Here is a 12,062-nt window from a genome sequence, read left to right as displayed (position 1 = left end):
CACTCAGTAAAAGTATCTTTAGATTTCCTAAAGTGGATAATGAATGTGCTTGTTCTATTTGATTATTACTGAGGTAGAGTAGCTAAATTTGTCAGCGTTTTGAGCGGTGCCACGTGTTTAATTTGGTTGTTATGTAGAAGCAGTGATTCGAGATTAGTCAGAGGCGATAAGGACTGCACATCGACAATTTGATTATAGGCAAGAGCAAGCCGCTTCAAGTTGGTGAGAGTTGATAGGGAGTGCACATCGGCAACTTGATTATCAGTTAGCCAAAGCTCGGTTAAGTTAGATAGTTTTGCTAAGGGTTCTAAATCAACAATTTGATTGCGGCTTAGCCAAAGCTCAACCAAGTTAGTTAACCTCGATAAGGGTTCTAAATCGACAATTTGATTGCCGCTGAGAGTTAGCATTGTTAGATTGGTGAGAGTAGAAAGTGGGCGCAAGTCTGTAATTTGATTACCACTCAGATCAAGCTCCTTGAGATTCTGTAAGATAGTGAGCGGCTGCAAATTTTTAATCTGTCTGTTGATGAGAAGTAGCCTCGTTGAGCCTGACAAGACTACTTCGGCGCGATCGCAATGTTGTGTTTCGGCTTCTGCCAACAATATCTCGACGGTATGACGAGCATCGGGCGGCAAGTTTTCTTTGGTTTTACACCATTCAGTAAAGGTTTTAAATTTGTTAGAATTGGGTTGAGCGACAGCACGATTCACAATTCCAGTTATTAAAACTGTGACTAAACCAGTGCTAATGAAGTACTTTAAATTCCGTCGTATTCTTTTCATCATATTGCAATGTAATTGTTCTATGATTGCCTCGAAGCCAAACGTTTTACACGCAAACCATTAAAAATCGCTGACGTACCCAACACTGCATAGAACAACTGAAGAGACCATAGGGCACCTATGGTGTCGATACCCGTCTGGAAACCAGAAGGATATCCACCATCCTTGAGGTACAAAACAGGGACTTTATCACCTACGCCATATCTATTCATCACTCCCGTAATCGGTATCTTCCCCACAAACTCAACAGCGTTGGTTGACCCTGCTGGCACAAACCGAATCACAGGTTCAAGATTGCGTGTGGTGAGACGAATGACTCTTCCTTCCGATCGAGATGCCATCGCGACAAATCGATAGGTAGATGCGGTTAAAACACCAGCAGTCAGGAGGAACCCTGCACCAATCATTAAAGTAAAGATACCAATCAGGTTTAACTGATTTCGGCTAATCGATTGCATATTTCAATTATTTAAACGTTCACGGGGCTAGTGGTTGCTAGCCCTTTACTTCTCATCAATTGCGGTTTATCTAGGTGTTGGGGTGTTTGCCCGTTCAACACCAGTCGGTTGCATGGTTGCACCGCTTCTTTGCGGCTGACATCTTTCATAGGTATTTGTTGGTAAAGTAGCAGGCTCAATCTCCACTTGACCCACAGCCAATCGCTTATAATTCGCCGCCTTCTCAATCACAACTTCACCGCAACGATTTGCGGCTTTGTCCTGGCGCGTACCTGGCTTGTCCTGAGCGCTCAGCGTTCTAATTTGGTATCTTTGCGTTGGAACTAGACCTGTGACAATGACGTGACCACGCTCAGTTTTGAAGGCTGCTGGAGCCGCGATCGCACTAGAAGCGATCGATAGAAATGCTGTGCTAACAATTGTGCAGATTGAGAGTTTAGCCAATGCGTTCATAGTTTCCTTTCAACAAATTCGATACTTTCAGCATAGTGGTCGAGATTTTGATTGTCGTTACCAAAAATGTCTGGGAATGTCAGGTAAGCTTCGCGTAAGCATTAAGAAAGTTAGGCGTTGCATAATGAGGCTATGAAATCAGGGGAGAAACAATGCAGTGTCCAGAATGTGGCTCGACTAATATCAGTAAAAATGGGAAGCAAAAAGGGAAACAAAATCACATCTGCAAGGAGTGCAGACGGCAGTTCTTTGACACCTATTCTCCGCCTGCTGGATACTCGGATGAGTTTAAGCGGGAGTGCCTGAGAATGTACGTCAATGGCTTAGGATTTCGAGCGATTGAACGGGTCAAAGGAGTGCATCACACGACCGTGATTACCTGGGTCAAGCAAGTGGGGGAATTACTTCCCGATGCCTATGCACCTGAGACGGTTCATCAAGTTGGTGAACTTGATGAATTGGAAACTTTTGTCGGCTCAAAAAAAACAAAATCTGGCTGTGGACGGCGGTTGACCACTTCAAGCCAGGGATCTTAGGCTGGGTATTAGGCGATCATAGTGCCCAGACCTTCAAACCTTTATGGGCAGTGGTGGCAACCTGGCAGTGCTATTTCTACATCACGGATGGCTGGTCTGTTTATCCTAGTTTTATCCGCGAGGGTGACCAGATTGTGAGCAAAACTTACATGACTAGAGTGGAAGGGGAAAACACTCGCTTACGCCATTATCTGGCTTGATTACATCGTAAGACGTTGTGTTATTCCAAATCAGTAGAAATGCTGGCGCATTCAATTCGATTGTTACTTCACTATCTCAAGTTCCGAGAGGTGCCCATTCCTCAGCCCATCATAGGCTGATTCAGCAACGCCGAAAGTTATTTATCTTCCTTTATTTGTTGTTGCCCCCACTGATCAGGGTTTGATTATCTGGACTAAATGCTACAGAATGCACAACCGAATTTGCTTGAAAAACGGCTCGGCATTGCCAGGATGCCACATCCTAAATGCGAATGGTTGTGTCATAGCTTTTGCTACTTTTACCCCTAATTGCCCCGTCTGTTTCACACCCGGATTAGTAGCCTTGCCTTTTTCAGAAGAAAGAGCAATACCGTCTCCTGACGAGTCACAATCTCTGCACTCCCATCCATTCCAGCTTGCAGATAGCACGGACGGTCAGGCGAGCCAAGAAATCGAGTTTGAGATTGAATCATCACTTCATAGCGACCGCTCGACAAGGGATTTGGTGGATCTTGAACCACAGAAGTTGCCGTTGGAGAAGGGGAAACTGATGCATCGGGGGAGATTGCAGTAACGGTACCAGCCAGCGTTCCATAGTCAGGATAGGGACATCCTGATACTTTAATGCTCACGGGTTGTCCAATTTTGACTTGACCAATCTCCTGGGTCGAAACATACGATTTAATAATCAAAGGAACGTTACTGGGTGCAATCTGAGCAATCAGGTCGCCAGATTGCACTACCTGATTAGGATTACGTAGGTTCAATTGTTGAATTGTGCCCGTTGCGGGTGACCGAACAATTGTGTTAGCTGAATCGGCTTTAACTTGCTGGAGTTCCTGGCGATCGCGAGTCAACTCATTTTGCAACTTTACCCGTTGCTGAATCAATGCTTCCTGTTCCTTATGCAGCGTTGCCAGCGTTGCAGCCCCTCTTGATCGTTCTTGTTCGACCTTTTCCGTTGCAATCTCTACGGATGCTGCACTGGGATTGAGCGCTGCCTGGGTGCGTTGCAGGCGGGCAAGGGCAACTTCCAGTGCAGTGGTTTTCTCACCAATCTGAGATTGGCTCACGGCTCCCGTATTGGCTAAGGTTCGATAGCGGGTTAACTCTTCCTGTGCTAACTTAACGGCGGCTTCTGCTTCTCGCACGTCTGCCTGCGCAGTTGTCTGCCGCTCTTGATGTTGGCGTTGATTTAATCGTAGTTCCCCTCCTGCGGCGGCGACTCCCCGCTGATATGCCTGAACCTCTGCGGCGCTCTGAGTTTGCACCGTCTGAATTTGGGCATCAAGTTGATTCAGTTGCCGTTGGGTTTGTTGAATACTGCTTTGGAGTTGCCGCTTTTGAGTTTGGAGGCGAGAGTCATCCAGGTAGGCGATCGCCTGTCCCTGTTGCACAACCTGATGGGTTTTTACCTCAATCCGGTTGACCTTTCCAGTGGTTGTTGCTTGAACAATTCGCAGGTCTCCAGTGGGACGAATGATGACCGGAGCTTTAACAGTCGTCGGATACTTCAGCACCGCAGCGAGAGCGATCGTTCCACCAAAAATGGCAAGCATGGCGATACTACCGAAGGTTGCCCACCGACCGACAGGCGGCAAAAACTCATTCGGCTGCACCAGACGGAGACCCTCTGGATTAACGGAGGAAGGGGTTTGAGCGTTTAACAATGTTCCTCCATCTGAGTAGGAGATTTGAGTTGAGCTGGGGCAACGCATCCCAGAAATTGAAGTGCGATCGCAGGATGGGCATGGGTTACGTTATGAACGTTGCTCAGCCTTGAGGTCATCCGCTGTCAATAGTTTGCCATCAAAATAATTGGAGCTGATTATCCCTCGTTTCAGGGTGACATCGGAATCTTTATGGATTCCAGGGATCGTGCCACCGCAGATATGGGCAGCTAATTCATCTGATAATTCTATGTATTTGGGTTTTGAAAGGCGATCGCTAGAGGAGGTCATCTTGCTTTTCCTTGTTATGAGATGACGTTGTTGCATAGCTATATCTCCTAACAGGAACATATTTGTATTCGGGATCACTGTAGATAGCACCGCCGCTCACCGCTTGCTGAGCATCTTCAGACATGGTTTGTAGGAGTCGATTGATGATGACTTTCGATTTGATCCGATCCATTGTTTTTCTCCATTTGGACTGGTTAGATTAGAGTCGAGATTGCGCGATCGCTCCTTCGATTTTCCGTGGTTCGATCGCGCTATTCTCTACTGATTACTCCGACAATTCTTGAAGAAGTTAGGATTAACCATCATCGGAGACCGTGACAGATCCGGTGTAATAAGGCCCACCAGAGGTTGATGCAACATTGCTACTTAGCGACGACCCCACAAATTTCACACTTCCGTCAAGGAACATTGTGTTTACCCCACAACTAGTAGTAGAGCCACCACAAATGGTTTCTTGGGTAGTTTCAGGTATAGCTTGCAACAATTGGTTAATATTTGTTTGAGTTTTAATCCGTTGCATCGTGTTTCTCCATTTGAATGAGATCGGGGTTGAAAAGTGATCGACAGGTCTGTTGGGTTCACTAAACTAGTTAGCCACCAGAATTCAATTTCTTAATTCTGATGTAGCCACCAACAGCAATTACGGGAGTCCCAGCAGCCTCAGTAGAATCTACTTCATTCGCTTCAATAAAAGTGCCACCCCGAATGACTTGCTGGGTTGATTCAGGCAGGTCGCGTAGCAGTTGGTTCAAATTAACTTCAGATTTACTTTGTTTCATGATTCTCTCCATTTAAGTGAGATCGAGGTTGAGTTGAAATCGGGCGATCGCTCGTCAGACAATTAAACGATCGATTCTCTTGCAGAGACACTGCTCGATCGCGTCTTCCTGAAGGTGAGAGAGGAGTCAAAACCAGGCTATAGGTTGTGTTTGACTTTTATTGGTATTAGAGTCCCGCCACCCTCAGCGACTGAATCAACAATGTCAAAAACAATGATGTCGCCACCACCACCACCCGCAGGGCGATCGCCCTCCAGACTAAAATTTACTAAAGTCGAGCATTTGGATTTGTCTTAAGCTCTTCAGTGTAAAGAACTAAACGATCAGCTCCAGTGCGCTCACCTCCAGTAATTTGTTGTTGAGCTTCAGAAGAAAGAGGCTGAACAAGTACTTGAGTACCATTAGCTGTTGTATTGACAGACATTTGACGTTTCATGATGTTTCTCCATTAGGATTTGATGGATTGTATGGAAGGAGGGCGATCGCCCTCCAGACTAAAATTCACTAAAGTCGAGCATTTGGATTTGTCTTAAGCTCTTCAGTGTAAAGAACTAAACGATCAGCTCCAGTGCGCTCACCTCCAGTAATTTGTTGTTGAGCTTCAGAAGAAAGAGGCTGAACAAGTACTTGAGTACCATTAGCTGTCGATTCAGATAGAGTTTGCAGGAATTGATTGATATTGGTTTGAGTTTGAATCCGTTTCATTGTGTTTCTCCATTTGAATGTTGGGTGCGAAGCTTCGTATTCCTAAGTTAGTCCTAGGTTTTGTGATTGTCGTTACCGAAAATGTCAGGATTTCAAAAATAGCTTCCGTGAGATCTCTGAATCTTCGTCAAACTGGCGATGAAGTTCTCTAACAAAGCCCACGAGATCCTGGCAAAAACACCCAATATGCCCTGGAATTTGCAAAAATACGGACATAGGTGGAAAATGTCTGGAAATGTCAGGTAAGAGCGGAGTGACGTTCGCCCATGGAAATTGAACAAACACTGAAACTTGGCAGTGATTTGCTTGTCCAGCATTCACTACGACCCTTGACCGATGTCGAAACCCTGATTTTGCGGGGAGCCTGGGAGCAACAGACCTATGAAGCGATCGCTGAAAAAACGGGCTACTCTGCTAACTATTTGCGTAAGGATGTAGGTCCTAAGCTCTGGCGAGATTTATCCATCGCCTTAGGAGAACCAGTCAGCAAAACGAACTTTAAGGCAGCCCTGGCACGGCAACGGCAGCAAACACTTCTTCCGTCTACACCCGTTGCTCAACCCGCTCCCCGTGATGATTACCCGCGTTGCAACATCGATTGGGGTGAAGCAATTGATGTGTCCACTTTTTTTGGACGATCGGAAGAACAAGAAACATTAAGCCAGTGGATTATTTCAGACCGCTGTCGATTTATTTTGCTACTGGGGATGGGGGGGATTGGCAAAACCGCACTCTCAATCAAAGTCGGTCAAAATGTCCAATCAGACTTTGAGTTTGTCATCTGGCGTAGCCTACGCAATGCACCTCCCACCCTGGATCTAGTCATAGATTTAATCAAGTTCCTATCTCAACAACAGGATGTGGAGGTTCCCTATACTGTTGAGGCGGCGATTTCACAGCTCCTGCACTCTCTACAGAGTCACCGCTGTTTGCTGATTTTAGATAATGCTGAAGCAATCTTGCAAACGGGCGATCGCTATAGCCACTATCGACCGGGCTACGAAGGTTACAGTCAATTATTCCAGCGAGTCGGTGAAACGTCCCATCTGAGTTGTCTGATCGTCACCAGTCGAGAACGACCGCGCGATCTGGTTCCCAAAGTAGGGATGAATTTGCCTGTACGATCACTCATTATTAAAGGGTTGTCTTATATCGAAGGGCGAGATCTAATCAGCAGTACTGGTCAATTTACAGGCGATTTAGTGGCATGGCAACTCATCACTGAGCGCTACGCAGGCAATCCACTAGCGCTCAAGATTGCCGCCTCGTTCATCCGCGCGATCTGTAACGGAGATTTATATGAGTTTTTAGCGATTTTAGGACGATCTTCTTTCATTTTTGATGACATTCGCGAACTCCTGGATCAGCAATTTCAGCGGCTTAGCTCTCAGGAACAGGAGGTGATGATGTGGCTCGCCATCAAGCGTGAACCAGTCGCCTTAATGGAATTGCCTGAAGATTTAGTCCATCCCATTCCTCCCCATCAACTGCTCCAGGTACTCGCCTCGCTCCAAAGTCGATCGCTGATTGAGAAGGTGGAAAACTGCTTTACCCAGCAGCCCGTCGTGATGGAATACGTCACCAACTGCTTGATTGAACAAATGAGTGAGCAACTTTGTCGCTGGCAAGTCGGAGAGACCATTCCCAATCGATGCTTGTTCCAGCAATACGCCTTGATTCAAGTGCAAGCGAAGGAGTATGTGAAAGACACCCAAATTCGGTTGATTTTGCAGCCCGTCCTTGACCATCTCATCATCTGTTTCGGCAATGTCGCAGGAATAGAACAGCACTTCCAGCAAATGCTTCAGGCAATGCGAGCCGATCGCGCCCATGCTAGGGGTTACGCCGCCGGGAATATGATTAACCTGCTGCGCCAGTTGGATGGCGATTTATCAGGCTACAACTTTTCTCAACTCACAGTCTGGCAGGCAGATTTACAGGGACTCACCTTATACAATGTCGATTTTTCTCAGTCGGATTTATCAAAATCACGGTTTTCCCAAACCTTTGGCTGGATTCCTGCGATCGCCTTCAGCCCGGATGGCGAGTATTGGGCGGCTGGAGATTCTGCCGGGTTGATTCATCTGTGGTTTTATCACCCCAAACAAAACCAAGTCACACTGAAGGCTCATGAGAACTTTATCTTTACTCTCGCCATTTCGCCCGATAGTCGATTACTAGTGAGTGGCAGCATTGATGGCACGATTAAGCTCTGGGAGGTGAGAACAGGGCAATGTTTATACACCTTAAATGTCCATACTAAGATCGTCTGGTCTGTCGTCTTCTCCAAGGACAGCAGTTGGTTCGCCAGCAGTTGTGAAGATGGCACGATCAAACGGTGGGATTGCAAGACAGGGAAATGCTTGCAGACTTTAAGTGCTAATCAGTCATCAGTTCGCTCGATCGCGCTTACAAGAGATCAACGTTATTTGGTCAGTGGCAGTGAAGATCACCAGGTCAGGTTGTGGGATCTGGTGCAAGGGGAGTGCATCAGAACGTTTGAAGGGCATTCCCACACTGTTTGGACGGTGGATATCTCACCCGATGGTCACTATATTGTCAGTGGCGGCAATGACTATCTTGTCAAACTCTGGGATCTCCAGTCTGGACTTTGTCTGCAAGACTTTGAAGGACATACCCTGCAAATTTGGTCCGTTGCCTTTTCCCCGGATGGTCAAACTATTGCCAGTGGCAGTATGGATCAAACAGTCAGACTTTGGAACATTGAGGATAGACGATGCACTGCCTGTTTCCGAGGTCACAGCAGTATGGTGATGTCCGTTGCGTTTTCTGCCGATAGCAAAACGCTAGCTAGTGGTGGCATGGATCGGTTGATCAAGCACTGGGATCTGGCGAATAAAGCCTGTGCCAGAACCTGGTCGGGATATAAGAATATTATTTGGTTCGCTGCGTTTTCTCCAAACGGTCAAACCATCGCCAGTAGCAGCCTGGATGGCATCATTAGAATTTGGCAGGTTGCTGACAAACAGTGCATCCAAACCATGAAGCATCCCAGTGAAGTTCATGCGATCGCCTTCAGTCCTGATGGGCAACAGTTGATGAGTGGAAATATGCACGCTAACTCAAACCTGAAACTCTGGGATGTTCAAAATGGAACCTGTTCAATCACCATCCCAGCCCATATTGGCAAGGTGAATTCAGTTTGCTTTCACCCGGATGGCTCGTTGATCGCGAGTGGCGGCGACGACAAAAATGTGCAAATTTTTAATCTAAAGCATCAACAGGTTGAGAAAATTCTGGAAGGACACAAAGCCGTGATTTGGTCTGTTGCGTTTTCTCCAACCGGTAAACTTCTCGCTAGCGGCAGCTTTGATCAGATGGTGAGAATCTGGGATGTTGACTCTGGGCAGTGTTTACACATCTTGATGGGTCATACGAATGCATTGACGACGATTGTCTTTCATCCCTCTCTCCCGTTCATTGCCACGGCAAGCTCGGATGCTATGGTGAAACTATGGTCACTGGAGACTGGACAGTGTGATCGCACCCTCAGCGCTCATCATAATGTTGTGATGGGAATTGCCTTTTCTCCGGATGGTCAGACCTTCGCCACCGGGAGTTTTGACAAAACAATTCGTATCTGGGATGTTCCGTCCTGGGACTGCCGAGCCATTTTTCAGGCTAATTCATTAGTGCATTCTGTGGCGTTTAGTCCAGACGGTCAAACCCTGGTGAGCGGGGGAGATAATGGCACGTTGCAATTGTGGAATCTCGAAGCTCAGCAATGCATTCAGGTTCTCAAGTTGCCAGAGTTATATGCTGAGATGAATATTGGTGGAGTTAAGGGTGTAACCGACGCGCAACAATCCATGTTGATCAGCTTAGGGGCAACCGTGCAATAGATAATAATCCTATGTACATTGCTCAATCGCTGCCAAACTTTGATGAACTATCCAGGCTATCCAATTGTTCTCCAGCACAGTGAAGAAGATTGTGGCGCTGCCTGTCTTGCCACTGTTGCTAAATCCTATGGGCGAACCTTTGCTATTCCCCGCATTCGGGAGGCGATCGGGACGGGGCAACTTGGGACAACGCTTCTGGGATTGCGTCGGGGTGCAGAAACCCTAGGCTTTAATGCTCGTGCAGTCAAAGCAACCTCCGAGTTTATCGATCAATTGGATGAAGCCCCCTTGCCTGCCGTTATTCACTGGAAGGGCTATCACTGGGTGGTTTTGTATGGTCGCAAGCGTAATCGGTATGTGATTGCTGATCCGGGAGTGGGCATCCGCTATCTTACCCGTGAAGCGTTGATGGAGTCCTGGAGTAATGGTGTGATGCTGCTCTTGGTGGTGGATGAAAGCCGCTTTTACGAACAACCGAATGATCAAATTGCTGGATTTGGTCGCTTCTTCCGTCGGGTCTGGCATTACCGCGCTCTAATTGCCCAGGTGTTACCGCTAAATCTGGTGATTGGGCTGTTGTCCCTGGCATTTCCTCTGCTAATCCAGGTGCTAACCGATGATGTGCTGGTGCGGGGAGATTTGGACTTATTGGTGACGATCGCGATCGCCGTAACAGCCATGACTCTGTTCAGTAGTTTGATGCGCCTGATTCAGGGACACCTGGTTGCCCACTTCGCCCAACGACTGGAACTCGGATTGGCACTGGATTTTGGTCGTCAAATTCTGCAACTGCCCCTCAGCTATTACGAATCGCACCGAAGTGGCGAAATTGTCAGTCGTCTGCGCGATATTCGAGAGATCAATTTGCTGGTTTCCCAGGTCGTGATCACTTTACCCAGTGAGTCCTTCATTGCGCTGGTGTCCCTGGGATTGATGCTGATTTATAGCTGGAAGCTGACAGTAGCGGCGATCGCAGTAGCCATGCTGATGACTCTCTCGACGCTAATATTTCTACCCGCATTGCAACAAAAGACCCGCGATGTGCTGGTGACAGATACGGAGAATCAAGGGTTGCTGGTGGAAACCTTCAAAGGTGCTCTGACGCTGAAAACGACGAATGCCACACCGCAAGCCTGGGAAGAAGTACAAAGTCGGTTTGGCAAGCTCGCCAATGTTACCTTCAGCCTGTTGCAAATCAGCATTGTGAATCATGTCTTTTCTACTCTGGTCTCTGGTTTGGGGATGCTAGCGGTTCTGTGTTTTGGCAGTTTTTTGGTGATTCGGCAAGAACTGTCGATCGGGCAACTGCTGGCATTCAACGCCATGAACCGCAACTTTACGACCTTAATCAGCACGGTGATCAGTTTTGTCGATGAGTTTGCTCGTGCTAAAACCGCCACTCAGCGGATTAGCGACATTATTGATGCCACTCCTGAAGTTCAGGCAAACGCGCCCAAAGATTGGGTAGAAATTCCATCCGATGCCCCTATCACCTGCACGAATCTGAACTTTCACCACATCGGACGGGTTGCCCTGCTGAAGGACTTTTCGATTACCATTCCCGGTGGCAAAGTCACGGCGTTGATTGGTAAATCGGGTTGCGGCAAAAGCACGCTGGCAAAACTGATTGCAGGCTTATACCCATTGCAATCCGGTAATATTCGCTTTGGGCAGTACAACCAATCGGATCTGGCGCTGGAGTGTCTGCGACAGCAGGTGTCTCTCGTGCCCCAGGAAGCGCATTTCTGGAGTCGATCGATTATCAACAACTTCCGCTTCAGCTATCCCAACGCAACGCTAGAACAGATTGTCTACGCCTGCCAGGTTGCCGGTGCCGATCAGTTCATCAGCGACCTGCCGGATAAGTACCACACAGTGCTAGGCGAATTCGGCGCGAATCTATCCGGCGGACAACGGCAACGGTTAGCGATCGCCCGTGCCATTCTCATCGATCCCCCGGTGCTGATTCTAGATGAATCGACGGGTGCCCTCGACCCAGTGACCGAAGCCGAAGTGCTGGATCAACTGCTAGTGAACCGTCAGGGCAAAACCACCATTATGATCAGCCATCGCCCCAGAGTGATTCAACGAGCTGATTGGATTGTGCTGTTGGATCAGGGGGAACTGAAGCAAACGGGAACCCCGAAAGCCTTAAGCCAACTTCCGGGGGAACATCTAGACTTTCTTAATCCCTAATTCAGGTGAGAGATTAGATCGCCGCTTCACCGTTATTATCTACGGCTTGCATTTGTCGCAAAACGGCTGCCTGAATCTTAGCGTCAAAGTCAGGGTCATCTAGAGTCTATTAGACGACAATTAGCT

Annotated in this window: 11 protein-coding genes and 1 pseudogene; 3 read left to right on the top strand and 9 right to left on the bottom strand. The window is 47.6% G+C overall.

Going from position 1 to position 12,062, the window contains the following annotated elements:
* Window positions 1-65 precede the first annotated feature (65 nt).
* From JOY44_RS27740 to JOY44_RS27730, 3 genes are all read right to left on the bottom strand, one after another.
* Window positions 66-713 carry a leucine-rich repeat domain-containing protein gene (locus JOY44_RS27740; RefSeq protein ID WP_203032200.1) on the bottom strand — a complete coding sequence of 216 codons (648 nt, stop codon included), beginning with the start codon at window positions 711-713 and terminating at the stop codon, window positions 66-68.
* A 92-nt stretch (window positions 714-805) separates the two neighbouring features.
* A complete protein-coding gene (locus tag JOY44_RS27735) occupies window positions 806-1,243 on the bottom strand; it encodes a DUF3592 domain-containing protein (RefSeq protein ID WP_171576704.1) in 438 nt (145 codons plus the stop codon).
* Between the two features lie 66 nt (window positions 1,244-1,309).
* A complete protein-coding gene (locus JOY44_RS27730) occupies window positions 1,310-1,696 on the bottom strand; it encodes a hypothetical protein (RefSeq protein WP_171576703.1) in 387 nt (128 codons plus the stop codon).
* A gap of 152 nt (window positions 1,697-1,848) precedes the next feature.
* On the opposite strand from JOY44_RS27730, the pseudogene JOY44_RS27725 reads away from it, so the two are divergent.
* Window positions 1,849-2,552 (top strand): annotated as a pseudogene (locus tag JOY44_RS27725) (IS1 family transposase).
* A gap of 203 nt (window positions 2,553-2,755) precedes the next feature.
* Here the strand turns inward: JOY44_RS27725 and JOY44_RS27720 are convergent.
* From JOY44_RS27720 to JOY44_RS27695, 6 genes are all read right to left on the bottom strand, one after another.
* Window positions 2,756-4,102, bottom strand: a complete 1,347-nt coding sequence (locus JOY44_RS27720; protein WP_242541922.1) for an HlyD family secretion protein — start codon at window positions 4,100-4,102, stop codon at window positions 2,756-2,758.
* Between the two features lie 90 nt (window positions 4,103-4,192).
* Window positions 4,193-4,429: a hypothetical protein gene (locus tag JOY44_RS27715; RefSeq protein WP_207211234.1), complete on the bottom strand. Its 237-nt coding sequence runs from the start codon at window positions 4,427-4,429 to the stop codon at window positions 4,193-4,195.
* A gap of 259 nt (window positions 4,430-4,688) precedes the next feature.
* Window positions 4,689-4,913 carry an H-X9-DG-CTERM domain-containing protein gene (locus JOY44_RS33140; RefSeq protein ID WP_415881143.1) on the bottom strand — a complete coding sequence of 75 codons (225 nt, stop codon included), beginning with the start codon at window positions 4,911-4,913 and terminating at the stop codon, window positions 4,689-4,691.
* Window positions 4,914-4,983: 70 nt separating this feature from the next.
* Window positions 4,984-5,172 carry a hypothetical protein gene (locus tag JOY44_RS27705; protein WP_171576698.1) on the bottom strand — a complete coding sequence of 63 codons (189 nt, stop codon included), beginning with the start codon at window positions 5,170-5,172 and terminating at the stop codon, window positions 4,984-4,986.
* A 268-nt stretch (window positions 5,173-5,440) separates the two neighbouring features.
* On the bottom strand, window positions 5,441-5,608 hold the full coding sequence (locus JOY44_RS27700; protein ID WP_171576697.1) for a hypothetical protein: 168 nt from the start codon (window positions 5,606-5,608) through the stop codon (window positions 5,441-5,443).
* 68 nt (window positions 5,609-5,676) lie between these two features.
* Complete coding sequence (locus tag JOY44_RS27695; protein WP_171576696.1) at window positions 5,677-5,877, bottom strand: hypothetical protein; 201 nt, start codon at window positions 5,875-5,877, stop codon at window positions 5,677-5,679.
* A gap of 266 nt (window positions 5,878-6,143) precedes the next feature.
* Here JOY44_RS27695 and JOY44_RS27690 point away from each other — a divergent pair, with 266 nt between their 5' ends.
* Window positions 6,144-9,740 (top strand): eIF2A-related protein, encoded by a 3,597-nt coding sequence (locus JOY44_RS27690; protein ID WP_171576695.1) that lies wholly within the window; start codon window positions 6,144-6,146, stop codon window positions 9,738-9,740.
* A gap of 42 nt (window positions 9,741-9,782) precedes the next feature.
* Window positions 9,783-11,936 (top strand): peptidase domain-containing ABC transporter, encoded by a 2,154-nt coding sequence (locus JOY44_RS27685; protein ID WP_171576694.1) that lies wholly within the window; start codon window positions 9,783-9,785, stop codon window positions 11,934-11,936.
* The last annotated feature ends 126 nt before the right edge of the window (window positions 11,937-12,062 follow it).

It is taken from the genome of Leptolyngbya sp. Cla-17, assembly GCF_016807185.1.
GTDB lineage: Bacteria > Cyanobacteriota > Cyanobacteriia > Leptolyngbyales > Leptolyngbyaceae > ULC077BIN1.
The sequence above is the reverse complement of the archived record's forward strand: the minus strand, read 5'-3'. Positions and strand labels throughout refer to the sequence as shown.